The 24765-nt window shown below is 73.4% G+C and carries 21 protein-coding genes and 1 riboswitch; of the genes, 16 read left to right on the forward strand and 5 right to left on the reverse strand.

All coding sequences use genetic code 11. The features are described from left to right. Positions 1–357: 357 nt before the first annotated feature. From ACIF8S_RS10085 to ACIF8S_RS10100, 4 genes are all read right to left on the reverse strand, one after another. Entirely contained in the window at positions 358–843 is a 486-nt protein-coding gene (locus ACIF8S_RS10085; RefSeq protein ID WP_399998513.1) for a hypothetical protein, read from the reverse strand. Between the two features lie 84 nt (positions 844–927). Further along, positions 928–2487, reverse strand: a complete 1560-nt coding sequence (locus ACIF8S_RS10090; RefSeq protein WP_399998514.1) for a protein kinase — start codon at positions 2485–2487, stop codon at positions 928–930. Continuing rightward, the gene (locus tag ACIF8S_RS10095) at positions 2484–3233 is read right to left on the reverse strand and encodes an FHA domain-containing protein (RefSeq protein ID WP_399998515.1); all 750 of its coding nucleotides are present in this window, start codon (positions 3231–3233) and stop codon (positions 2484–2486) included. The genes ACIF8S_RS10090 and ACIF8S_RS10095 overlap by 4 nt, the downstream gene beginning before the upstream one ends. A gap of 270 nt (positions 3234–3503) precedes the next feature. After that, a complete protein-coding gene (locus ACIF8S_RS10100; RefSeq protein WP_399998517.1) occupies positions 3504–4103 on the reverse strand; it encodes a hypothetical protein in 600 nt (199 codons plus the stop codon). Between the two features lie 293 nt (positions 4104–4396). Here ACIF8S_RS10100 and ACIF8S_RS10105 point away from each other — a divergent pair, with 293 nt between their 5' ends. The 12 genes from ACIF8S_RS10105 to ACIF8S_RS10160 all read left to right on the forward strand — a co-directional run bounded on the left by ACIF8S_RS10105 (position 4397) and on the right by ACIF8S_RS10160 (position 19407). Next, positions 4397–5251, forward strand: coding sequence for a bifunctional methylenetetrahydrofolate dehydrogenase/methenyltetrahydrofolate cyclohydrolase (locus ACIF8S_RS10105; protein ID WP_024883289.1), 855 nt, complete (start codon positions 4397–4399; stop codon positions 5249–5251). Next, positions 5241–5747, forward strand: a complete 507-nt coding sequence (locus tag ACIF8S_RS10110; protein ID WP_399998518.1) for a DUF3017 domain-containing protein — start codon at positions 5241–5243, stop codon at positions 5745–5747. Before ACIF8S_RS10105 ends, ACIF8S_RS10110 begins: the two co-directional genes overlap by 11 nt. Positions 5748–6141: 394 nt before the next feature. Then, a complete protein-coding gene (locus ACIF8S_RS10115) occupies positions 6142–7254 on the forward strand; it encodes a DUF2690 domain-containing protein (RefSeq protein WP_399998520.1) in 1113 nt (370 codons plus the stop codon). 456 nt (positions 7255–7710) lie between these two features. Next, a complete protein-coding gene (locus ACIF8S_RS10120; RefSeq protein ID WP_349790858.1) occupies positions 7711–8700 on the forward strand; it encodes a malate dehydrogenase in 990 nt (329 codons plus the stop codon). A gap of 181 nt (positions 8701–8881) precedes the next feature. Further along, on the forward strand, positions 8882–10561 hold the full coding sequence (locus ACIF8S_RS10125; protein WP_399998521.1) for a hypothetical protein: 1680 nt from the start codon (positions 8882–8884) through the stop codon (positions 10559–10561). 2 nt (positions 10562–10563) lie between these two features. After that, the gene (locus tag ACIF8S_RS10130) at positions 10564–10917 is read left to right on the forward strand and encodes a hypothetical protein (RefSeq protein WP_399998522.1); all 354 of its coding nucleotides are present in this window, start codon (positions 10564–10566) and stop codon (positions 10915–10917) included. A gap of 10 nt (positions 10918–10927) precedes the next feature. Next, the gene (locus ACIF8S_RS10135; protein WP_399998524.1) at positions 10928–11899 is read left to right on the forward strand and encodes a hypothetical protein; all 972 of its coding nucleotides are present in this window, start codon (positions 10928–10930) and stop codon (positions 11897–11899) included. Positions 11900–12115: 216 nt separating this feature from the next. Continuing rightward, complete coding sequence (locus ACIF8S_RS10140; RefSeq protein WP_399998526.1) at positions 12116–13636, forward strand: aldehyde dehydrogenase family protein; 1521 nt, start codon at positions 12116–12118, stop codon at positions 13634–13636. Positions 13637–13750: 114 nt separating this feature from the next. Beyond that, positions 13751–15277, forward strand: coding sequence for a GMC family oxidoreductase (locus ACIF8S_RS10145; RefSeq protein WP_399998527.1), 1527 nt, complete (start codon positions 13751–13753; stop codon positions 15275–15277). Further along, a complete protein-coding gene (locus ACIF8S_RS10150; protein ID WP_399998528.1) occupies positions 15274–16500 on the forward strand; it encodes a glycine betaine/L-proline ABC transporter ATP-binding protein in 1227 nt (408 codons plus the stop codon). Before ACIF8S_RS10145 ends, ACIF8S_RS10150 begins: the two co-directional genes overlap by 4 nt. Then, entirely contained in the window at positions 16500–18449 is a 1950-nt protein-coding gene (locus ACIF8S_RS10155; protein ID WP_399998529.1) for an ABC transporter permease, read from the forward strand. The genes ACIF8S_RS10150 and ACIF8S_RS10155 overlap by 1 nt, the downstream gene beginning before the upstream one ends. Before the next feature lies 1 nt (position 18450). Continuing rightward, on the forward strand, positions 18451–19407 hold the full coding sequence (locus ACIF8S_RS10160; protein ID WP_399998530.1) for an ABC transporter substrate-binding protein: 957 nt from the start codon (positions 18451–18453) through the stop codon (positions 19405–19407). 4 nt (positions 19408–19411) lie between these two features. Here ACIF8S_RS10160 and ACIF8S_RS10165 read toward each other — a convergent pair whose 3' ends face one another. After that, a complete protein-coding gene (locus ACIF8S_RS10165; protein ID WP_399998531.1) occupies positions 19412–19918 on the reverse strand; it encodes a carboxymuconolactone decarboxylase family protein in 507 nt (168 codons plus the stop codon). A 47-nt stretch (positions 19919–19965) separates the two neighbouring features. Here ACIF8S_RS10165 and ACIF8S_RS10170 point away from each other — a divergent pair, with 47 nt between their 5' ends. The 4 genes from ACIF8S_RS10170 (at position 19966) to ACIF8S_RS10185 (ending at position 24751) form a co-directional block, all read left to right on the forward strand. Continuing rightward, a complete protein-coding gene (locus ACIF8S_RS10170) occupies positions 19966–21351 on the forward strand; it encodes a PLP-dependent aminotransferase family protein (RefSeq protein WP_399998532.1) in 1386 nt (461 codons plus the stop codon). A gap of 187 nt (positions 21352–21538) precedes the next feature. Next, positions 21539–21871, forward strand: a complete 333-nt coding sequence (locus ACIF8S_RS10175; RefSeq protein ID WP_399998534.1) for a hypothetical protein — start codon at positions 21539–21541, stop codon at positions 21869–21871. Positions 21872–21877: 6 nt separating this feature from the next. Next, positions 21878–23062, forward strand: a complete 1185-nt coding sequence (locus ACIF8S_RS10180) for a glutathionylspermidine synthase family protein (RefSeq protein WP_399998535.1) — start codon at positions 21878–21880, stop codon at positions 23060–23062. A 115-nt stretch (positions 23063–23177) separates the two neighbouring features. Then, a riboswitch (ZMP/ZTP riboswitch) is annotated at positions 23178–23264 on the forward strand. 35 nt (positions 23265–23299) lie between these two features. Further along, positions 23300–24751, forward strand: a complete 1452-nt coding sequence (locus ACIF8S_RS10185; protein ID WP_399998536.1) for a glycine hydroxymethyltransferase — start codon at positions 23300–23302, stop codon at positions 24749–24751. The last annotated feature ends 14 nt before the right edge of the window (positions 24752–24765 follow it).

The raw sequence follows: 24765 nt of genomic DNA on the forward strand, positions 1-24765 counted from the left end.
CGGGGCGGCGGGGCACCCGCTCCGCCAACCCGCGGGCGCGCGGCCGGGCGGAGGGGCCGACCCTCCGCCAACCGCGGGCCGTCGTGCCACCCCCGCGCGAGCGAAGCCGAGAGTGGGGGAGGGTGGGCGCGGCGGCACCCCGCCCCCGGCGGCGCCCACAGCCCCCGCCCCCCCCCCCGCCGCCGGCGGGGCGGGGGGGGGGCGGGGGGGGGGGGGGGTGGGGGCGGCGCGGGGGTGGGGTGCGTGGCGGCTAAGAGGGGGGGCGCGACAAGTAACTTCCCGGGCTCGGGTCATTACCCCCCCCCCCGGGGGGGGGGGGGGGGGCCCCCGGGCCCCCCGCCCCGCCCGCGTGACGGATCAGCAGGGGCGCAGGGACCAGATCGGGTCCCAGGTGGCCGTCCCCGCCTGGTAGGCCGTGGACGTCCAGCGGACGCTGCCGTCCTTGTTGTAGAACCGGGCCACCGTGCCCGGCGTCTGGTTGTTGGTGAACGGGCCGTCACCGGTCCAGTTGCTCAGCTCCCATGTCTGGCACTTGTAGAAGTCGAACTTGGTGTCCTTGACGAGCATGCACAGGTGCCCGTAGTCGCAGGCCAGGGCCTTGGTGGTGACCTGGCCCTCGGGCACCGCGGTGACGGTCAGGCCGTCGTAGCGGACCGCGTCGGCGGTCGCCTCCAGGACCTTCGGGCTGCCCGCGAGCACCCGGTCGGCCGTCTCCCGCAGCGAGGTGACCCGGGTGCCGTGCGGGCCGGGTGCGGCGGTGGCCGCGACCGTGCTGCCGGCGACCAGGGAGGTGGCCGCGACGAGCAGCGCGGCGGACTTGAGCGTGTTCACTGTTTCCCCCATGAACGTGGTGGTGGTACCGCCGGGGCGGTGTGCTCACACCGTCCCCCGGGGAGGGCGCCGCCCGGTACCTCACACCTGCGAGGGTCACGAACGCCCCGGCGGGGTGTACTCCTTGAGGTACTGGGCGATCCGGTCGGCGTAGGCGCGGTACTTCGCGGGGACGCCGCCCGCCTCGTTCACCCGGCGGTACGAGGTGCGGTAGGCGGCGGCGATCAGCACCCGGCGGTCCTCCCGGAGCTCCTCGTCGAGCCGCGGCGCGATCCAGCAGAGGTAGCGGCCCATGGCGGGCACCGACTCGGCGGGCGGGAACGGCGGTTCGGGCACGGTGGTGCCGGGGGTGCCGTCCGCGTTCATCCACCACCGCAGCACCTTGGGCGTCCAGCGGGCGATGCCGTACTCGTCCTTGGCCGGGTCGGACAGGCCGGGGTCGAAGTCGCTCTCGACCTTCAGCATGGCGGCGATCAGCGGTGGGGAGACGTCCGCGACCCTGCAGTCGTGCGCGGTCTCCACGATCAGCAGCCGGTAGGCGGGCGGCACGCCCCGGTCCGTGCGCAGCTCGGTGGCGCCGTAGGTGGCGGCGGTGCTCCCGCCCGCGCCGCGCTTCTCGCCGGACGTGGCCCACCCGTCGGGGCCGTACCCGAGGACCGCCACGGCCACGGTGGCGGCGGCCGCCGAGACGGCGGCCGCCGAGACGGCGACCACCCGGCGGGAGCGGCGGCGCACGGGCAGCAGCCGCGGCAGCCGGGACGGGCCCCCGGCACCTGCCGCCTCCCGCACCCGTCGCAGCAGCTCCTCGATCCCGACGCGTTCCTCGTGTGTACGGGCCAGGCAGTCCCGCACGACGTCCCGCCAGGCGTCCGGGAGTCCGGGGGACAGCCGCAGCTCGTCGGTGCCGGAGGCGTAGGCGGCCGCGGCCGTGCGGCGGGCCGCCGGGGTGGCGCCGGGCAGTGGGTACGCGCCGGTGAGGACCAGGTGGGCGAGCACCCCGAAGGCCCACACGTCGGCGGACGGGCGGATGCGGCGGCCCCGTTCACCGATCTCGGACCACAGCAGCTCGGGCGGGGTGTAGTCGGGGGTGGAGAAGGCGGAGGTGTAGGCGTGCGTGCCCTCCAGCTCGGCCGCCATGTTGAAGTCGGCGAGGCGGGCCGAACCATCCTCCATCAGCAGCACGTTGGCCGGCTTCAGGTCGCCGTGCACCCAGCCCGCCCGGTGCAGCTGGGCCAGCCCCTCGCAGGTCTGGGCGAGCAGCGCGGGACCGGCGTCGGGCCGGGGCGTGGCGGCGAGCAGGGCGGACAGGGAGCCCTCGGCCTTCTCCAGCACCAGCACGGTGGCGCCGTCCAGTTCCGGGTGGCCGGGGTCGTCCACGGTGAGCGTCTCGTACATCCGGATGAGGCGCGGCTGCCTCAGCCGGCGCAGCACGTCGACCTCCCGCTCGGCCAGTTCGCGCAGGTGGTGCAGCTGGCGCGGGGTGCGGGTGCCGGTGGGCAGGAACTTCAGCGCGACGTCCCGCGGTCCGTCCGCGCCGCCCCCGGTGCGGCGGGCGGCGTACACGCTGCCGAAGGCGCCGGTCGCGATCGGCTCGCGCACCTCCCACCCGCCCACCCGGTACCCCTTGGGCACCGGCACGGCGTACGTCCCGGTCACCGGGACCGCGGGCGGAGCGGCACCGCCAGGACCGTCAGGTCGTCCTCGCGGACCAGGTCGAAACGGAGCGCCAGCGAGACCAGCGACTCCTTCTTGCCGTTCAGTCGCGGGCCCGGTTCCGCGGTCTCCGGGCCCGGCTTGAGGCGCAGTTTCACCGCCAGGTAGTCGATGTTCCACTGCACCGAGGCGCGGGACACGGCCGGCCACAGCGGGCGCAACCGCTCCGCCACCTGCTCGACCGTGGGCACGGGCGCGTGCGGCGCACCGCGCAGCCGGGGCTCGCACAGCGCGGCCAGCACCGCGAAGTAGCGCTTGGAGCGGTCCAGGGAGAAGGCGGGCGCGGTGGCCGTGCCGTCGTCGTCGCCGTCGGGCCGCACGTGTTCGTGGCACGGCGCCCACACCTCCAGCGGCAGCAGGTCGCCGCAGGCAGGCAGCACGATCCGCGAGAACTCGAACGGCACCGGCGCGTCCAGCCGCCCCGGGCCGACCTTGAGGTGCTCGCCCGCGCCCTCCGGGTTCTCCACCACGTACGTCTGCTCCCGGCTGAGGTTGCTCAGCAGCCAGTAGGCACCCTGCGCGGTGATCTCACCGGCTCTGCGGGAAACCCCGTCATGCGCGATGCACAGGCCGTTGCCACGCGGGGCGCGGCCGAAGGAGAGGCGCTCGCCGGGGGCCAGACGGAGGCGGTCACGGTCTGCGGAACCCCCCGGCGCGGTCGCCGGAGGAACGACGATGAGGCTGTACACGGTGCATCCCCCCATGCCTGACAGCTGCTCGGCCAGGGTAGGGCGGCACCCCGCCGCCGGGCCTCCCCCGAACGGGTGCGACACGGGCGTACGGCGGATTCGGCGTGAAAGGCGCGGTCCCGGCGCCCGGCGCCCGGCGCCCGGCGCCCGGCGCCCGGGGCGCGGGGCGGTGTGCCGGGGCACCCCCGGAACGCGCCGAGGCCGTGTCCCCCGGGAACGGGAACACGGCCTCGTGACCTGTGCGGCGGCGGGCGCGCGGAGCGGTACGGCTCAGTACTGCGGCGGCCGGTTGAACCAGTAGCTGCCGTTCCTGTTGGCGCAGAACACGATGATCAGGATGCCGAGTATCAGGCTGATCAGCGCGAACACGTTGGCGCCGAGCAGGTTGATCACGCTGAACAGCGTGACGAGCGAGGCGTAGATGATCGCGGAGACGCGTACACCGCCGCGCCCCGTGGCGAACTTGGCAGCCGTGAAGATCGCCCAGGCAGCGAACGCCAGCACGATCAGTCCGAGCACGATCATGACGCCCGCGCCGACGCTCGCCACGGTGTCCGCGTCCTCCGCGGTGAAGGCCGGGTCGTCGGAGATGAGCTCCTCCAGCTGGTCCGCGAACCAGCTGCTGGCGAGCACCATCAGGAGGCCGCCGATCGCCTGGAAGCCGCCGAGCACGTAGAGCATGACGCGGGCGGCCTTGACGCTGCCGGGCATGATCACCGGGCCGCCGGGGTGGCCGTAGGGCTGGACCGGCGGGGCCGAGGGGTACCCGTAGCCGGGCTGACCGGGCTGGCCCGGCTGCTGGGGGTAGCCGTAGCCGGGCGGCTGGCCCTGGGGAGCCCCGTAGGGGTTGTTCGGGTCGCCGTAACTCATGGCGGTTCTTCCTCCGTTGCGCTGCTGGTGCGGGGACGACGCGAGGCACGGCGCGGAGGAAGTACTACAGATGCGGTCCGTCCCCCCGGTTCTGCCCGCGGCACTGTGCGCTCATCGTTCTTGACCGTTCCTTTCCTTGTCCAGCCGTACGACATATGTGTTGTGCAAGTGCAACATCGCGATCTTGCTCGGATTGAGACCGATGATGATCGAATGCCCGGTACGGCCCGGCACGGCGGACCGGAATGCGGGCGGATTGGAACCGGGGGCCGGTCATCCGCGAGGATGGGGCCATGACCGCCCAGATTCTCGATGGCAAGGCCACCGCAGCCGAGATCAAGTCCGATCTGACCGCCCGCGTGGCGGCGCTGAAGGAGAAGGGCGTCACGCCCGGCCTCGGCACGATCCTCGTGGGGGACGACCCCGGCAGCCAGAAGTACGTCGCCGGCAAGCACCGGGACTGCGCCCAGGTGGGCATCGCCTCCATCCAGCGCGAACTGCCCGGCACCGCCACGCAGGAGGAGATCGAGGCGGTCGTCCGCGAGCTGAACGAGGACCCTGCCTGCACCGGGTACATCGTCCAGCTGCCGCTCCCCAAGGGCATCGACGAGAACCGCATCCTCGAGCTGATGGACCCGGAGAAGGACGCCGACGGCCTCCACCCGATGAACCTCGGCCGCCTCGTCCTCAACGAGCCGGCCCCGCTGCCCTGCACGCCCAACGGCATCATCACCTTGCTGCGCCGCCACGGCGTGGAGATCAAGGGCGCCGAGGTCGTGGTCGTCGGGCGCGGCGTCACCATCGGCCGCCCGATGCCGCTGCTGCTGACCCGGCGCAGCGAGAACGCCACCGTGACCCAGTGCCACACCGGCACCCGTGACCTCGCGGCGCACCTGCGCCGCGCGGACATCATCGTGGCCGCCGCGGGCAGCGCGCACCTGATCCGGCCGGAGGACGTCAAGCCGGGTGCCGCCGTCCTCGACGTCGGTGTCTCCCGCAGCGCCGAGGGCAAGATCGTGGGCGACGTCCACCCGGGCGTCGCCGAGGTGGCCGGCTGGGTCGCGCCGAACCCCGGCGGCGTCGGCCCGATGACTCGCGCCCAGTTGCTGGTCAACGTGGTCGAGGCGGCGGAGCGCAGTGTCGGCTGAGCGGAACGCACCGGACACCTCCGACGCTCCCGCGGCGCCGGAGGAGGCCGAGGACCTCACCGTCCGCGACCCCGTCAGCGCACCCGACGCCGAGGGCAGGCCGCGGCGGGTCACCCGCCGGTTCCCCTTGTTCACCCGGGACACCGCGCGCCCCGAGGGCGGTGGCCGGGCGGCCCCCGGTGACGCGCCCGCGCCCGCCCGGCAGTGGCCGATCCTGGCCGTGCTGCTCACCGTGGGCCTCGGGCTGCTGCTGACCGCGCTGGACGTGTTCCGGGTCGGGCTGCTGCTGATCGGCGCGGCGCTGCTGGCCGGGGCCGTCCTGCGGTGGGTGGTGCCCGACGTCGGGATGCTCGCCGTGCGCTCCCGCTTCACCGACATCGTCACGTACGGCGGACTGGGCCTGGTGATCGTGGTGCTGGCGCTGATGGTGCAGCCGGATCCGCTGCTGCGGATTCCCTTCCTGCAGGACATGCTGCACTTCACGGTCGACAGCTGAGCCGGGACGGCGGCCCGTCCACACCCCCGTGAGAGGACGGGCCGCCGCCGCGCACCACACTCCTGCACGGTGAACGGCCTGTTCAACGGCTGCCCGGCCGCTGTGGCACGGAAGTGACCGTTCCGGTACGCGCCCCGGAATCCCCGTACAGCCTTGCGATGAGTCATCCGCGGTTTCCGGGGTTCCGTTCGGGCGGGGGGCCGACCGGTGGGACACTGGGGCGCAAGCAACCGGGCGGCGTCGCCGCACGCGCCCTGTTGCTCCCGTGCGCCCCCACCCCGGGAACTGAGACCCGGCCCGGTGGCATCCCTGTGGGTAGCCAGTCGGGACGTGGCCATGGGCACCATGCGCGAGCGAAACACCAGCACGAACCGGGGGGAAGAGGGGGAGAGCAATGCCTCGTTGGAAGGCTTTGCCGGAGGAACTCGATCCGCAGATCAGGGAGTTCACCAGCCAGCTCAGGCGGCTGGTGGACCGCAGCGGTCTCGGCGTCGCGTCCGTCGCCGACCGCACGGGCTACAGCAAGACGTCCTGGGAGCGCTATCTGAACGGGCGGCTGCTCGCGCCGAAGGGCGCGATCGTGGCCCTGGCCGAGGTCACCGGGACCAACCCGGTGCACCTCACCACCATGTGGGAGCTCGCCGAGCGTGCCTGGAGCCGCTCGGAGATGCGGCACGACATGACCATGGAGGCGATCCGGATCTCGCAGGCGCGTGCCGCGCTCAGCGAGCTGGCCGGACCGCCGTCGGGCGGGGGCGGACGTCCGCGCGGGGGCGCGGCGCGTCCGGGGGTGGCCGGCCCGGCCGGTGTGTCACCGAGCGTGCCGCCGCAGCCCACCGCCACCGACGTGCGCGACGCGGCCGGCGCCACCGGCACGCATGGCGGCAACTCCTGGGGCGTCGCCACGCCGGACGCCGTGCATCCGGGGGCGTACGGCCCCAGGGCCTCCGCGGCCGGCGGTTACGGCCCGCCGCCCGTGGACCCGTCCGGTCACGACGGCGGTTCCGGACGGCCCGCGGGCCGTCGGCGGACGGGGACGTTCCTCGTCGGCGCGCTGGGCGCGCTGGTGGTGGTCGCCGCCGCGCTGTACGTCACGGGAACCGAGGACGACAAGAAGAAGGCGCAGGCGTCCCCGTCGCCCACCGTCACCAAGGAGGCCAAGCTGCCCCCGGGCGTGAAATGCAGCGGCGAGAGCTGTGACGGCAAGGACGCCGAGGTCATGGGATGCAGCGGCGACCTGGTCACCACGGCGAGCACGGCGACCGTCGGCGCCACCACCGTCGAGGTCCGCTACAGCAAGGTCTGCGGTGCCGCGTGGGGGCGCATCACCCAGGCCACGCAGGGCGACACGGTCGACATCACGGCGGGTGCCTTCCAGCAGACCGACTCCGTCGACGCGGCCGGTGACACCGTCACGTACACCCCGATGGTGCCGGCCGGCAGCGCCACCGAGGCCAAGGCCTGCGCGGTGCTGGCCGCGACCGGCGAGAAGGGCTGCACGGAGTAGCGGGGGCGGCCCCCGGTGCGGTGGCCGGATCCCTCTTTTGCAGGGGCCGTAAGGGCCCTTTCATGTGAGGGATCCGTGGTGATGCGAATGGTGCGCCGGAGGACGGGCACGCGAAAAGTACCCCCACGGGATTCCGGCACGGTCGGTCCCGAGCGGCGGCCGCCCCGTCCTCACCTCTCCCGGACGGTGCGGCCGCCCCCCTCTCTCCCCATCTCTTCGCCGCTGCCGGTTACCCGGTGCCCGGACGGTCACTCTGTGGGACGGGCCACAGGGAGCCCGGCCGTGCGCGCCCTCGGATGCGCGATAGCCTGACCGCTGGATCTCTCTTGACGCCAAGAGATCGATCATTCGAACCGGTGATCGATCATCGTGGCGGACGCCGGTCACGAGCCGGAGCGGGATCCCGCACCAGGGGGCAGGGACCGCCCCACCGCCAGCTGTCATACGGAGAACGCCATGACCCGCACTCCCGTGAACGTCACCGTCACCGGCGCGGCCGGCCAGATCGGTTACGCCCTGCTCTTCCGCATCGCCTCCGGCCAGCTGCTCGGCGCGGACGTGCCGGTCAAGCTGCGCCTGCTGGAGATCACCCCGGCGCTCAAGGCCGCCGAGGGCACCGCCATGGAGCTCGACGACTGCGCGTTCCCGCTCCTGCAGGGCATCGACATCACGGACGACCCGAACGTGGCCTTCGACGGCGCCAACGTCGGTCTGCTCGTCGGCGCCCGCCCCCGCACCAAGGGCATGGAGCGCGGTGACCTCCTCGAGGCCAACGGCGGCATCTTCAAGCCGCAGGGCAAGGCCATCAACGACCACGCCGCGGACGACATCCGCGTCCTCGTCGTCGGCAACCCGGCCAACACCAACGCCCTGATCGCCCAGGCCGCCGCCCCGGACGTGCCGGCCGAGCGCTTCACCGCGATGACCCGCCTGGACCACAACCGCGCGCTGACCCAGCTCGCGAAGAAGACGGGCTCGACGGTCGCCGACATCAAGCGGCTCACCATCTGGGGCAACCACTCCGCCACCCAGTACCCCGACATCTTCCACGCCACGGTCGGCGGCAAGAACGCCGCCGAGGTCGTGAACGACGAGAAGTGGCTGGCCGAGGACTTCATCCCGACCGTCGCCAAGCGCGGCGCCGCCATCATCGAGGCCCGTGGCGCCTCGTCGGCCGCCTCCGCCGCCAACGCCGCCATCGACCACGTTCACTCCTGGGTCAACGGCACCCCGGAGGGCGACTGGGTCTCCATGGGCATCCCGTCCGACGGCTCCTACGGCGTCCCCGAGGGCCTCATCTCCTCCTTCCCGGTCACCGTCAAGGACGGCGCGTACGAGATCGTCCAGGGCCTGGAGATCAACGAGTTCTCCCGCACCCGCATCGACGCCTCCGTCAAGGAGCTCGAGGAGGAGCGCGAGGCGGTCCGCGGCCTCGGCCTCATCTGATCCCCGCCTCCTCCACCCTTCTCGGGGCCCCGTACCGATTCGACCGGTGCGGGGCCCCGAGTCACTGAGGGCCCCGCCGCAACTCCCGGCGAACCGGTCCGCCCGGGCCCGCCCTTCCCCTATGCTGATGCCCCGTCACTTCTCGTGACGGTGTCGATCATTCGCGTATCGGGGGATCCGCGTGAGCACTGCCCATGTGCCGCAGCAGCCACAGCGCACGGACGGGACGCCGGCCGGCCTGCCGCCCGTGCCCCCGTACGCCAGCGAGGCGTCGAGGCTGCTGTGCGTGGGGACCTACGTGAATCCCGAGTACCGCAACTGTGTCATCGAGGAGCTCTACCTCAACGAGCAGCGGGTCGTGGCGCCCTCACTCGGCTTCGACGCCGCCCGGGTCCTCGCCCACGCGCTGCGCGCCCGGCGCCTGGAGGCGCAGTGGGCGGCGGCGATCCTCGGCCTGTGGGTGGTGGGCACGCCGGTCAGCGGGGGTCTGCTCGCCTGGCTCCTGATCCCCGGCCTGCTGCTCGCCTCCGCGTCCCTGTCGGACGGGACCGTCGCGTCGGTGCTCCGCTGGGCCGGCCGCGCCGCGACCGTGTGGTTCCTGTTCATCCTGGGCTCCGCCGCGTTCGGCGGCGGGCGGGACGGCGAGGTGGGGTACTCCTCCTACGACTCCGGCGGCGGCGATGTGCTGGGTCCGGTCACCGACGGCATCACGGCGGGCGTCCGGCCGTGGCAGGCCTGGTTCGGGATCGGCGTGCTCGTCCTCATCGGCCTGTGCGTGGCGGCCCGGCGCGACCAGTTCGCCCGCGTCCTCTCGGTGGAACTCTCCCCGGCCCGCTTCCCCGACGCCACCGGCGACCTCGCCGAGCAGGCCCCCGGGGAGCGGTTCCGGCGGCTGACGCACCGCATCCGGACCGAACAGCACGCCCCGCTCGTCATGTACCGGGAGGCGCGCCCGTTCAACGGGGCGGGCACGGCGTACGACACCTGGGTGCTCGCCGTCGAACTGCGGCCCGACGAGGAGAAGGAGCAGCAGCCGCTCAGCAACCGGGCGATCCTCGACCGGATCCGGCCCCTGCTGGAGCAGCTGCGGGTGCCCTCCGAGCACGCGGGCCCCGGCGTCCGGGACCGGCTGCGCCGCCTGGAGATCGACGAGTGCGTGTTCCTTCCCGTCGAGGGGTTGCGCCGCCGCGACGAGGCGCCGTACGGGGACGCGGAGTTCGAGCAGCACCGTGCCCGAGCTGTCGAGGAGGGCGGCGAGAAGCGCCGGCACTTCCTGCGCATCCGCGTCGGCGGCTGGGAGGAGGAGCTGGTCGTCACCGTCTTCGTCCGCCTCCACACCCAGGGCCGGATGCTGATGCTGGAGGTCGCCCCGCACGTACTCACCCCGATCCGCCTGGACTTCAAGGACGCCGACCGCACCTGGCAGGGGTTCCAGGAGAACCGGACGGGCCGGATCGCCGGCGCGGCCGTCCGGGTGCCCCGCTCCGTCGGCGACGCGCTGTTCACCCTCGGCCGGGGCGTGCCCTACGCGTGGCGGCTGCTGACCGGCGGCCACGCGCAGGCGCTGCCCGAGGGTCCCGCCCTGTCGGTGCGGGAACTGGCCGCGGTCCGCACCGGGTCCACCTTCCAGCAGATGGACGTCGCCCGGTATCTGCGCAGCGTCCAGGACCGCATCAGCCGCGGGGTGCGGCTGGCCCTGGGCGAAGCGGGCTACGAGACCGGTGAGTTCGTCCAGAAGATCGTCAACATCAGCAACGGCGCGGTGCACATCGGGCGGGCCGACAACTCCTCGTTCGCCTTCGGAGACCACGCGCGCGCCCAGACCAGGGGCGGCTCCGCGCCGCAGAGGGGATCCGACTAGCCATGGCACCCGACGAGCCCAACGTCAGCATCGGCCGCGCCGACAACTCCGCCTTCGCGTTCGGCGCGAACGCCCGTGCGGAGACCCGCAACACCACCGCGCCGGCACGCGACGAGACCGCCGAGCAGCTCCTGGCGGCCGTGCGTGAACTGCGCGGCGACCTCGCCCGGCTGAGGGAGAACGAGCAGGCCGCGCGCCTGGACGCGACCCTCGCCGAGACCGAGGAGGAGATCACCCGGACCGGTACGGCCGGCGAGGGCCGTATACGGCGGCTGCGGGAGGGGCTCGCGGACGCCCAGAGCATCCTCACCCTGTTCGCGTCGGCCGGGACCGTCGCCGGGCTGCTGGGAATGTGAGAGGGACGCCATGACCGGGGGACAGCGGTACTGGAACGAGGAAACCCAGCGCTGGGAGGACGGCGCCGGCGCCACCGCCCCGGCCACGCCGCCGCCCCCGCCCCGACCGGAGTTCCTCCCGCCCGCTCCCGGCGTGAGCCCGGGCGGCGTGACGGACCCGGACGCGCCGACGGGAACACTGCCCCCGCCTCCCGTCGGGAACTGGTCCCTGCCGGAGCCGCCACGCCCCGCCGCCCGGCCCCTCGCCGGCCGCCGGCTGGTGTGGGGCGTGCTGGGCGGCGCCGCCGCGGCCGGTGTCGCCGTGGCACTGGTCCTGACGTCGGTCCTCGGGGACGACGGCACGGACGGCCGCCCGGGCGACCGGGCCGGCGGCGTGGTGGACACCCAGGCACCGCCGCCGTCCGACGAGGAGGCGCCCGGTCCGACGGACGTGGGCACCAGCGGCGCGGACCCGTCGTCCGACCCCCTCGCGTCCCCGTCCGGCGGGACGCCTGAACTCCCCGAGGGCTACGAGCTCCACGAGGACCCCGAGGGCTTCACCATCGCCCGCCCGACGGGCTGGGAGCGGGAGAGCGTGACGTCCCAGCACGGCATGGACGTCGTCAACTACCGCGCCCCCGACGGGTTCCGCCGGCTCCAGGTGTACGAGATCGCGGAGTCCTCGCCGGATGAGTCCTTCCAGGTGTTCCTGTCGGACGCCACGCCGAAGGCGGACGGCTTCGAGAAGGTCGCCCTGGTGCCCGTCGAGACGGGGGAGACGTCCGGGATGCGGCTGGAGTACCGGGCCGACTCCCTGCGCGGCGAACCCGAGGTGGGCAGCTGGCACATCCAGGACGTGCGCTTCCGCGCCCCCGGGGACGGCAAGGTGTACGCGATCGCCGCGTACGGGGCGGCCACCGACGGCATCGATCCCGAACTGGACCTGGCGCTGACGGCCCTCGCGCACTTCTGCCCGCCGTCCACGACCTGCGCCCCGGAGTGATCCGGCGCGCCCTCCGGTCGTCCCGCGTACGACTCCGCGCCCGTGATCGCCGTCCCCGCGCCCTTCCTCCCATTCCGCCCCACCCGCCCGTGACGAGGCGCACTTCCGGCCGCGGATCTCGCATGCATCCGGGCCCCATGGGCAGGAGCACCCGGTCCCGGGTAGCACCCATGTGACCCCCGGGTGCTGAACAGGAACGGAAGGCAGTAACCGATCATGGCGGACAGCACAGAACTTCGAGCGCGCGACACCATCCACGCGGGAGGCGAGTGGCGGGCCGCCGTCTCCGGGGCCACCCGGGAGATCCTCGACCCGGCGGACGCCCGGCCGTTCGCCCTGGTCGCCGAGGGGGACGAGAAGGACACCGACCTCGCGGTGGCCGCCGCGCGCCGCGCCTTCGACGAGGGCCCGTGGCCGCACACCCCCGTCGCCGAGCGGGCCGCGCTGCTGCGCCGCGTGGCCGAATTCCTCGCACGGGACCGGGAGGAACTGGGCCTGCTGGAGAGCCGGGACGCGGGCAAGACCGTCGAGGAGGGGCGCGTCGACATCGACTGCGTCGCCGACGCCTTCCGTTACTTCGCCGACCTCGTCGCCGCCGAGGCGCCCGGCCGGGTGGTCGACGCCGGCTCACCCGACGTGCACAGCGTCGTGGTGCACGAGCCGGTCGGGGTCTGCGCGCTCATCACACCGTGGAACTACCCTCTGCTGCAAGCGAGTTGGAAGATAGCCCCGGCCCTCGCGGCGGGCAACACCTTCGTCGTGAAGCCCAGCGAGATCACCCCGCTGACCACCGTCGCCCTGATCGGCCTGCTGGCCGAGGCGGGACTGCCCGCCGGCGTCGCCAACATCGTCACCGGCCCCGGGCACACCGTCGGCGCCCGGCTGGCCGAGCACCCGGACGTCGACCTGGTCTCCTTCACCGGCGGCCTGGTCAGCGGCACCAAGGTCGCCCAGGCCGCCGCCCCCTCCGTGAAGAAGGTGGCCCTGGAACTCGGCGGCAAGAACCCCAACGTGGTCTTCGCCGACGCCTGCGCCACCGAGGAGGGCTTCGACACCGCCGTCGACCAGGCCCTCAACGCGGCCTTCATCCACAGCGGCCAGGTGTGCTCGGCGGGCGCGCGGCTCATCGTCGAGGAGTCCGTGCGCGACCGGTTCGTCGCCGAACTCGCCCGCCGCGCCGAGCGGATCCGGCTCGGCCGGGGCACCGAGGACGGCGTCGAGTGCGGGCCGCTGGTCTCCGCGCAGCAGCGCGACAAGGTCGAGGCCTACGTCGAGTCCGCCCTCAAGGAGGGCGCGGTGCTGCGCTGCGGCGGCAAGCGTCCCGAGCCGTCCCCCGAACGCCCCGCCGCCGGCTACTTCTACGAGCCGACCGTCCTCGACCGCTGCCACCGCGAGATGCGTGTGGTGCGCGAGGAGGTCTTCGGGCCGGTCCTCACCGTCGAGACCTTCCGCACCGAGGACGAGGCCGTCACCCTCGCCAACGACACCGAGTACGGGCTGGCCGGCGGCGTATGGACCGCCGACCCGGGCCGCGCCCGGCGGGTGGCCGGACGGCTGCGTCACGGCACCGTGTGGATCAACGACTTCCACCCCTACCTCCCGCAGGCGGAGTGGGGCGGCTTCGGCAGGAGCGGCACGGGCCGCGAGCTCGGCCCTGCCGGGCTGGCGGAGTACCGCGAGACGAAGCACGTGTACCAGAACCTGGCGCCGGCGCCGGTTCGGTGGTTCCGCGGCTGAGGCCGCCGCGTCCCGGCGGTGCCGCGTCGCCTCGTGGGCGGGCGCGGCGCCGTGGGGGCTGATCGCGCAGTTCCCCGCGCCCCTTCGGGGCGCCTCATGTCCTGGAGTACCTCCATGAACACACCTGTCTACGACTACGTCGTCATAGGCGGCGGGACCGCGGGTTCCGTCATCGCCTCCCGCCTCACCGAGAACCCGGACGTCACCGTCGCCGTCATCGAGGGCGGCCCCAGCGACGTCGGCCGCGACGACGTGCTGACGCTGCGCCGCTGGATGGGCCTGCTCGGCGGTGAACTGGACTACGACTACCCCACCACCGAGCAGCCACGCGGCAACTCGCACATCCGGCACAGCCGCGCCCGCGTCCTCGGCGGCTGCTCGTCGCACAACACCCTGATCGCCTTCAAGCCGCTGCCGTCCGACTGGGACGAGTGGGAGCGGGCCGGCGCCAAGGGCTGGGGCGCCGTGCAGATGGAGGCGTACTACGCGCGCCTGAAGAACAACATCGTCCCGGTCGACGAGAAGGACCGGAACGCCATCGCCCGGGACTTCGTCGACGCCGCGCGGACGGCCCTCGAGGTGCCCCGCGTCGAGAGCTTCAACAAGAAGCCGTTCACCGAGGGCGTCGGCTTCTTCGACCTGGCCTACCACCCCGAGAACAACAAGCGCTCCTCGGCGTCGGTGGCGTATCTGCACCCGGTGATGGACGAGCGGCCCAACCTGACGCTCTGGCTGGAGACCTGGGCGTACCGGCTGGAGCTGAACGGCACCCGCGCCGAAGGGGTGCACGTGCGCACCAAGGACGGCGAGGAGGTGCTGGTGCGCGCCCGCAACGAGGTGGTGCTCTGCGCGGGCGCCGTCGACTCGCCGCGCCTGCTGCTGCACTCCGGCATCGGTCCCCGGGCCGACCTGGAGGCGCTCGGCATACCCGTGGCGCACCCCCTGCCCGGTGTCGGCGAGAACCTGCTCGACCACCCCGAGTCGGTGATCGTCTGGGAGACGGACGGACCCCTCCCGGAGAATTCCGCGATGGACTCCGACGCCGGGCTGTTCGTGCGCCGCGACCCCGAACACGCGGGCCCCGACCTGATGTTCCACTTCTACCAGGTCCCGTTCACCGACAACCCGGAGCGACTGGGTTACGAGCGGCCGGAGTTCGGCGTCTCGATGACCCCGAACATCCCCAAGCCGAAGAGCCGCGGACGGCTGTACCTCACCAGCGCCGACCCCGACGTCAAGCCGGCCCTGGACTTCCGTTACTTCACCGACGAGGACGACTACGACGGCCGCACCCTGGTGGACGGCATCCGCATCGCCCGCGAGATCGCGAAGACCGAGCCGCTCGCCCACTGGCTCAAGCGCGAGGTGGCCCCCGGCCCGGACGTCACCGGCGACGAGGAACTCGGCGAGTACGCCCGCAAGGTCGCGCACACCGTCTACCACCCGGCCGGCACCTGCAGGATGGGCGCCGCCGACGACGACCTGGCCGTGGTCGACCCCGAGCTGCGGATCAGGGGACTGCAGGGCATCCGGATCGCGGACGCCTCCGTCTTCCCGACCATGACCGCCGTCAACCCGATGATCGGTGTGCTGATGGTCGGCGAGCGCGCCGTCGAGCTGATCGGCGGTGACGCCCGATGACCGCGAGCGCCCCCGCCGCCCCCGCGTCCGACGCCGCCGCCCCCGTCTTCTCCGTCGACGGGCTGTGGAAGGTGTTCGGCCCCAAGGCCGACCGGGTCCCCGGCGACCCCGAGCTCGCCGCCCTCGACCCGGCCGGGCTGCGCGCCCGCACCGGCTGCACGGCCGCCGTCCGCGACGTCTCCTTCGACGTCCGCAAGGGCGAGGTCTTCGTCGTCATGGGCCTGTCCGGATCGGGCAAGTCCACGCTGGTCCGCTGCCTCACCCGGCTGATCGAGCCGACCGCGGGCCGCATCGTCATCGACGGCGAGGACGTCCGCGCCATGGACAAGGCCGGACTGCGCGCGCTGCGCCGGCACCGCGCCGCCATGGTCTTCCAGCACTTCGGCCTGCTGCCGCACCGCACCGTCCTCGACAACGTCGCCTACGGCCTCGAGATCCAGGGCATGGGCCGGTCCGAGCGGCGCGCGAAGGCCGCCGACGTCGTCGCCAAGGTCGGCCTGGAGGGCATGGAGCAGCGCAGACCCGCCCAGCTCTCCGGCGGCCAGCGGCAGCGGGTGGGGCTGGCCCGCGCCCTCGCCGTCGACCCCGAGGTCCTGCTGTTCGACGAGCCGTTCAGCGCGCTCGACCCGCTGATCCGGCGCGACATGCAGGAGGAGGTGGTGCGGCTGCACCGCGACGAGGGCCGCACGATGGTCTTCATCACCCACGACCTCCAGGAGGCCCTCAAGCTGGGTGACCGCATCGCCCTGATGCGCGACGGACGCGTGGTCCAGCTCGGCACGCCCGAGGAGATCGTGGGCTTGCCCGCCGACGACTACGTGCGCGCCTTCGTCCGGGACGTCCCCCGCGAGCAGGTGCTGACCGTCCGTACGGCCATGCGCCCCGCCTCCTCGGCGGCGGAGGCGGACACCGGCCCGGCGATCCGCCCCGACGCCACGGTCTCCGAAGCCATCGAGGCGGTGTCCCGGGCCGGCACCTCCGCCCGCGTCCTGGACGCCGGCCGGTGCGTCGGCGTGGTCGACGCGCGGGCCCTGCTGAACGTGGTCGCCGGCGACGTGGCCACCCCCGGCCGCACGTCACGCGAGGCGGCGGACGCCTCCGCCGCGCCGGGTACCGGTCACGCGCCGGGTGCCGCACAGGCCCCGGACTCCCGTGAGGTGCCCGCTCAGCGGGGTGAGCCGGCCGCGCCGCCCGCTGCCGCCGCCGGTGAGGAGCCCGTGTGATGGCGACGCTCACCGCTGCCACGCCGAACACCGCACCGCCGGGCGTGCTCCGCCGCCCCGCCGTCCGCAAGCTGGCCGCGCTCGCCGTCGTCGCGGCCGTGCTGGTCCCCCTCGCCGCGGGTCGCTGGGGGAGCGGGGCCTGGCCGGACGCACTCACCGTCGACCTCTCGGGGCCGCTCGGCAGCGCCAGCGACTGGATCGTCGACAACCGGGACTCCCACCCCCTCTTCCTCCACTTCCTCGGACACATCAGCAACGTCGTCGTCATCGCCGTACGCGCCGTCTACCTCGCCCTCCTCGCCGTCGGCTGGGCGGGAGTGACGGCCGTGGCCGCGCTGACCGCCTGGCGCGTTGCGGGGATCCGGCAGGCGCTCGGGACCGCCGCCGCGTTCCTCGCCTGCGGGCTGCTGGGCATGTGGGTGCCCACCATGCAGACGCTCGCCCTCATGGTGGTCGCGGTCGCCGCGTCCGTCCTGGTCGGGGTGCTGCTCGGGCTGGCCGCCGGGCTGTCCGACCGCATGTACCGGGGCCTGCGCCCGGTCCTCGACACCATGCAGGTCCTGCCGGCCTTCGCCTACCTGCTCCCCGTGGTGCTGGTCTTCGGCATCGGCGTCCCCGCGGCCGTCCTGGCCACGGTCGTCTACGCCGCCCCGCCGATGGCCCGGCTCACCGCGCTCGGGCTGCGCGGCGCGGACAAGGAGGTGCTGGAGGCGGTCGAGTCGTTCGGGACGACCGCCCGCCAGCGCCTGCTGACCGCCCGTATCCCGCTGGCCCGCAAGGAACTGCTGCTCGGCCTCAACCAGACGATCATGATGGCGCTGTCCATGGCCGTGATCGCCTCGGTGATCGGCGCAGGCGGCCTGGGCGACCGCGTCTACCAGGCGCTGGCCTCCGTCGACGTGGGGGCCGCGCTCGCCGCCGGCATCCCGATCGTGCTGCTGGCCGTCGTCCTCGACCGGGTCACCGGCGCGGCCGGCGCCCGGCTCGGGGACGCGCCCGCCCCGAACGCCCGTCTGCTCGGGGCGTACGCCCTGGCCGGCGCGGTCGTCGTCGCGGTCGCCGGACGCCTCGCGGGCCGGCTGGAGTGGCCCGAGAGCTGGGTCGTCGGCCTCGCGGAACCCGTCAACCGGGCCGTCGACTGGATGACCGCGCACCTGTACTCGGGGGTGCCCGTGGTCGGTGGCACCGCCGACTGGGCCGGCCGCTTCACCACCTGGGTGCTCGACCCGCTCCGCGACGGGCTGCAGTGGCTGCCCTGGTGGGGTGTGCTGCTGATCGTGGCCGCCCTGGCCTGGCTGATCGGCACCTGGCGCACCACGCTCACCGCCGTGCTCGCCATGGCCGCCATCGGGGTGCTCGGCGTGTGGCAGCCGTCGCTCGACACGCTGTCCCAGGTCCTCGCCGCCGTCGCCGTGACCCTCGTCATCGGCTTCGCCGCAGGGGTGGCCGCCGCCCGCAGCGACCGGGTCGAGCGGCTGCTGCGCCCGGTGCTGGACGTCTTCCAGACCATGCCGCAGTTCGTGTACCTGATCCCGGTGGTCGCCCTGTTCGGGGTGGGCCGCGCGCCGGCCGTCGCCGCGGCGGTCGTCTACGCGCTGCCCGCCGTCGTCCGCATCACCGCCCAGGGCCTGCGCCAGGTCGACCCGGCCGCCCTGGAGTCGGCGCGCTCGCTCGGCGCGACCGGTGCCCAGCAACTGCGGCAGGTGCAGTTCCCGCTGGCCCGCCCGGCCCTGCTGCTCGCCGTCAACCAGGGCGTGGTCCTGGTCCTCGCCGTGGTCATCATCGGCGGCCTGGTCGGCGGCGGCGCGCTCGGTTACGACGTCGTCTTCGGTCTCGCCCAGGGCGACCTGGCGACCGGTCTGGTGGCCGGCGCCGCGATCGTCTGCCTGGGCCTGATGCTCGACCGGGTGACCCAGCCCACCGAACGCCGCGCGAAGAAGGGAGCGTGACATGCGATTCCGTACGATCCCCGCGGTGGCGGCGGGCTCCGCGCTCCTGCTGCTGACCGGGTGCGGTGCCGCCGACATGACCAAGCAGGCCTCGCCGTTCGCCAACGCGCGGGGGGCCAGGACGGTCACCCTGTCGGTGCAGTCCTGGGTCGGTGCCCAGGCCAACGTGGCCGTCGCCCAGTACCTGCTGGAGCACGAGCTCGGCTACCGCGTGGACACCGTCCAGGTCGACGAGGTGCCCGCCTGGGACGCCCTCAGCCAGGGCCGGGTCGACGCGATCCTGGAGGACTGGGGCCACCCCGACCAGGAGCAGCGGTACGTCGAGGACAAGAAGACCATCGTGGCCGGGGGCGACCTCGGCGTCACCGGGCACATCGGCTGGTTCGTGCCGACGTACTTCGCGAAGGAGCACCCGGACGTCACCGACTGGAAGAACCTGAACAAGTACGCCGGTGAGTTCCGGACCCCGGAGAGCGGCGGCAAGGGCCAGCTCCTTGACGGCTCGCCGTCCTACGTCACCAACGACAAGGCGCTGGTGAAGAACCTGAAGCTGGACTACCGGGTGGTGTTCGCCGGCTCCGAGGCGGCGCAGATCACCCAGATCCAGCAGTTCGCCAAGGAGAAGAAGCCCTTCCTCACCTACTGGTACACCCCGCAGTGGCTGTCCGAGCAGGTGCCGATGACGGAGGTGAAGCTGCCGCCGTACGAGGAGGGCTGCGACGCGGAACCGGACGAGGTCGCCTGCGCCTACCCGCACACCCCGCTGCAGAAGTACCTCAACGCGGACTTCGCGCGGGGCGGCGGGAAGGCGGCCGAGCTGCTCAGGAACTTCCGGTGGACGACCGAGGACCAGAACGAGGTCTCCCTGATGATCGCCGAGCAGAAGCTGTCGCCGCAGGAGGCGGCGGAGAAGTGGGTGGACGGCCACCGCTCCGTGTGGGAGAAGTGGCTGCCCTGAGCGTCTAGTGGTGCTGTCCCGGCTGGTAGTGGCCCGGAGTCATCCGGCAGGTCACGCCGAACCGGTTCCATGCGTTGATCACCGCGATGGCGGCGATCAGCTGGGACAGCTCCGCCTCGTCGAACTGCTTGGCGGCCCGCTGGTACACCTCGTCGGGCACGAAGCCGTCGGTGAGGACGGTGACCGCGTCGGTCAGCTCGATCGCGGCCAGCTCCTTCTCCGTGTAGAAGTGCCGCGACTCCTCCCACGCGGACAGCTGGATGATCCGCTCGACGCTCTCGCCCGCCGCGAGGGCGTCCTTGGTGTGCATGTCCAGGCAGAAGGCGCAGTGGTTGAGCTGCGAGGCGCGGACCTTGACCAGCTCGGCCAGCTTCGGGTCCAGTCCCTTGCGGGCCGCGACGTCCAGCCGGACCATCGCCTTGTAGACCTCGGGGGCGTGCTTCGGCCACTCCAGACGGGCGGGTTCCTCGGCCGCGTACGGAGCCGTCCCGGTCGTGTCGGTGTTCGTCATGCCGTCGACCCTAGGAGCGAGGAAGCCCAGGAGTATGGTCCAGTTCCATGGCGGAACGCTGGGCCACTTTCGGCATCGACCTGCACCTCGACCCGGCCGGGCCCGGACTGCGGCGCGGCCTGACCGACGCCCTGCGCGAAGCGGTCCGCGGCGGCCGGCTCGCCCCGGACACCCGGCTGCCGTCCTCCCGCTCCCTCGCCGCAGACCTGGGCATCGCCCGCAACACCGTCGCCGACGCCTACGCCGACCTGGTCGCCGAGGGCTGGCTCACCGCCCGCCAAGGATCCGGCACCCGGGTCGCCGCGCGTCCCGCCGCCGGCCCGCGGACCCCGGCCCCCGCGCCCCGCCGCACCCCCGGCCGGCTCCCTTACAGCCTGACCCCCGGCGTCCCCGACCTCGCCTCCTTCCCCCGCACCGAATGGGTCAGGGCCACCCGCCGCGCCCTCGCCGCCGCACCCCACGACGCCTTCGGGTACGGCGACCCGCGCGGCCGTCCGGAACTGCGCGAGGCCCTCGCCGGCTACCTCGCCCGGGTCCGGGGCGTGCGCGCCGACCCGGAGCACGTGGTGGTCTGCTCCGGCTTCGCGCACGGCCTCCAACTGCTGAGCGAGGTGCTGCGGGCCCGCGGCGCCCGCACCCTCGCCGTGGAGTCCTACGGCCTGGACGTCCACTGGGACCTCGCCGCCCGTGCCGGCCTGAAGACCGTCCCGCTCGCCCGGGACGCCCTCGGCACCCGCGTCCAGGACCCAGGCGACGCCGACGCGGTGCTGCTCAGCCCGGCGCACCAGTTCCCGCTCGGCGGTGCGCTGCGCCCCGAGCGCCGGGCCGCCGTGGTCGAGTGGGCGCGCCGCACCGGCGGCCTGATCCTGGAGGACGACTACGACGGCGAGTTCCGCTACGACCGCCAGCCCGTCGGCGCACTCCAGGACCTGGACCCCGGCCGAGTGGTGTATCTCGGCACCGCCAGCAAGTCCCTCGCCCCCGGCCTGCGGCTCGGCTGGATGGTGGTGCCGCCCTGGCTGCTGCCGGACGTCCTCACCCACGGCGGCGGCCGATCCGTCGGCGTGGTGGACCAGCTCACCCTCGCCGAGTTCCTCACCTCCGGCGCCTACGACCGGCAGGTCCGCGCCGCCCGCCTGCGCTACCGCCGGCGCCGCGACGCCCTGGTCCGGGCCCTCGCCGAACGGGCCCCGCACATCCGCGTCACCGGAGTCGCGGCCGGTCTGCACGCGGTCCTGCGGCTGCCGCCCGGCACCGAGCGGTCGGTCGAACAGGCGGCCACCTGGCAGGGGCTCGCGGTCAAGGGCCTGGAGCGTTTCCGGCATCCCGACGCGACCGACCCCGCCGGGGACGCCCTGGTGGTCGGCTACGCGACCCCGCCCGACCACGCCTGGACGGGCACCCTGGAAGCCCTGCTCCGCGCCCTGCCGTGACCCGCCCCTGTGGTGGTTCCGTGACCATCGACGGCCATTCCTGACCAAGAGGTGACAAACAGTCAGCGGGCAGGCGGGTGAGGGGAGGGGCTCCCGTGCGCGCGGCCCGCGGGGTCTCTAGGCTGTCCGCCGCGAGCCGGCGACCACACGGGGACGGGCCGGCGCGACACGAGGGGGAGCGGAAGGCATGGCGCAGACACGGCGACGGCTGCGGTCCAGCACGGTGGTGCTGGGCGGCATGGGAATGCTGGCGGCGGCACTGTCGGCCTGCGGGTCGGACCCGGACCGGCGGTGCGTGGACCGCAACAGCTACGACTTCACCGACGGCTACAAGGTCGTCGCCGACAAGAACTGCTCGTCCTCCTCCGGGTCGGCGGGCAAGAGCCGGTCCCGCGCGACGAACGCCGACTGGTACTACGACGCCGACGTCAGCAACGGCTACGCCGACCGCGGCACCTTCAGCCGCAGCGAGGCCGTCGACCGCGGCGGCTTCGGCTGCTCCGGCAGCGGCGGGGGCTGAGCCGCGGTGGAACGGCGCACCACCGAGCCCCGCCCCGGCTGGCAGCGGACCGTGGAGGAGCAGGGGCTCATCTATCCCCTGACCCGCTACCCCGACGACTCCCTGCGCCCCTACTGGGACGAGAGCGCCTACTACGTCTTCGGCCTGGACGAGGTCGAGGCCCTGGAGGAGGTCGTCGAGGAACTGCACGCGCTGAGCCTGGCGGCGGCCGGGCACATCGTCACCGAGGGGCGCTTCGCCGACCTCGGCATCACCGATCCCCGCATCGTGCACGCCGTCACCGAGTCCTGGCACCGGCGGTCCGAACTGCCCTCCCTCTACGGCCGCTTCGACCTCCGCTACGACGGCACCGGCCCGGCGAAGCTGCTGGAGTACAACGCCGACACCCCCACCTCCCTGGTGGAGGCCGCCTCCCCCCAGTGGTTCTGGATGGAGGAGCGCTTCCCGGGCGCCGACCAGTGGAACTCCCTGCACGAACGGCTCGTGGACGCCTGGAAGAAGCAGGCCGCCCTCCTCCCGCCGGGCAGCCCGCTGTACTTCGCGCACTCCGCGGGCGACGAGTGCGGCGAGGACCTGATGACCGTCGCCTACCTCAAGGAGACGGCCGAGCAGGCCGGCCTGGAGACCGACTGGCTCTCCGTGGAGGAGATCGGCTGGGACCGCCTCTCCGGACGCTTCGTCGACAAGCGGCTGCGGTTCATCCGCAGCATCTTCAAGCTGTACCCGTGGGAGTGGCTGACCACCGACCGCTTCGCCGGGCATGTGATCGACACCCTCGACAACGGCGGCGGCAGCGGCTCGACCCTGTGGATCGAGCCCGCCTGGAAGATGCTGCTCAGCAACAAGGCGCTGCTGGCGATCCTCTGGGAGCTGAACCCCGGCCACCCGAACCTCCTCCCCGCCTACCTGGACGGCCCCCGCGAGCTCGCGGACACCGTGGGCTGGGTCGCGAAGCCGCTGCTCGGCCGTGAGGGCGCGGGCGTGACGATCCACGAGCCCGGCACGGCCCCCGTGGTCCGCGACGAACCCTGCTGCTACCAGGAACTGGCCCCGCTGCCCGACTTCGACGGCAACCGCGTCGTCCTCGGCACCTGGGTGGTGGACCACGAGGCGGCGGGCCTCGGCATCCGCGAGTCGTCCGGTCTGGTGACGGACGAGTACGCCCGCTTCCTGCCGCACGTGATCCTGTAGGCGCGGCACAGCACAGCACAGCACAGCACGGCACGGCGCGTCGGTGCGGCGGCGCGGCGGGCGCTCCCGCATCGCGGACACCGGCCGCGCCGCCGGAACCCACCCGGTAACCTGGCCCGCGGGCCGTGACTGGCGCGCTGGGATGGGACCAACCATCGGGGAGCGGCCCGAGAGCAACGTGCCGTGCGCCTGGGCCATCCGTACCGTGAACGCTGAACGCAACGTCCGGAGGTCCCCATGTCTGCCGAGCAGCCGCTCACCCCCGAGTCCACCGCCTTCCGCTCCGCCCTCGACGTGATCCGCGCCGTCGAGCCGCGCGTCGCCGACGCGATCGGACAGGAGGTCGCCGACCAGCGCGAGATGCTCAAGCTGATCGCCTCCGAGAACTACGCCTCCCCGGCCACCCTCCTGGCGATGGGCAACTGGTTCAGCGACAAGTACGCCGAGGGCACCGTCGGCCGCCGCTTCTACGCCGGCTGCCGCAACGTGGACACCGTGGAGTCGCTCGCCGCCGAGCACGCCAAGGAGCTGTTCGGCGCCCGCCACGCCTACGTCCAGCCGCACTCCGGCATCGACGCCAACCTGGTCGCCTTCTGGTCCGTCCTCGCCCAGCGCGTCGAGCTGCCCGCCCTGGAGAAGGCGGGCGTCCGCCAGGTCAACGACCTCTCCGAGGCGGACTGGGCCGAACTGCGCCGCGCCTTCGGCAACCAGCGCATGCTCGGCATGTCCCTGGACGCCGGCGGCCACCTCACCCACGGCTTCCGGCCCAACATCTCCGGCAAGATGTTCGACCAGCGCTCCTACGGCACCGACCCGGCCACCGGACTGATCGACTACGACGCGCTGCGCGCCTCCGCCCGCGAGTTCAAGCCGCTGATCATCGTCGCCGGCTACTCCGCCTACCCCCGCCTGGTGAACTTCCGGATCATGCGGGAGATCGCCGACGAGGTGGGCGCCACGCTCATGGTCGACATGGCGCACTTCGCGGGCCTGGTCGCCGGCAAGGTCCTCACCGGCGACTTCGACCCGGTGCCGCACGCCCAGATCGTCACCACCACCACCCACAAGTCGCTGCGCGGGCCGCGCGGCGGCATGGTCCTGTGCGACGACTCGCTCAAGGACCAGGTCGACCGCGGCTGCCCGATGGTCCTCGGCGGTCCGCTGCCGCACGTCATGGCCGCGAAGGCCGTCGCCCTCGCCGAGGCCCGCCGGCCCGCCTTCCAGGACTACGCCCAGCGCATCGTGGACAACTCCCGCGCGCTCGCCGAGGGCCTGATGCGCCGCGGCGCCACCCTGGTCACCGGCGGCACCGACAACCACCTCAACCTGATCGACGTCGCCTCCTCCTACGGCCTCACCGGCCGGCAGGCCGAGGCGGCCCTGCTCGACTCGGGCATCGTCACCAACCGCAACGCCATCCCCGCCGACCCCAACGGCGCCTGGTACACCTCCGGCATCCGGATCGGCACCCCGGCGCTGACCACGCGCGGTCTCGGCACGGCGGAGATGGACGAGGTCGCCGGACTCATCGACCGCGTCCTCACCACCACCGAGCCCGGCACCACGAAGTCCGGTGCGCCGTCCAAGGCGTCCCACGTCCTCGACGAGAAGGTCGCCGACGAGATCTCGCGCCGGGCCACCGACCTCGTGGCCGGCTTCCCGCTGTACCCGGAGATCGACCTCGGCTGAGGCGGGCCGCGGCG

The sequence above is a fragment of the Streptomyces sp. NPDC085937 genome (genome assembly GCF_044540535.1).
Lineage (GTDB): Bacteria > Actinomycetota > Actinomycetes > Streptomycetales > Streptomycetaceae > Streptomyces.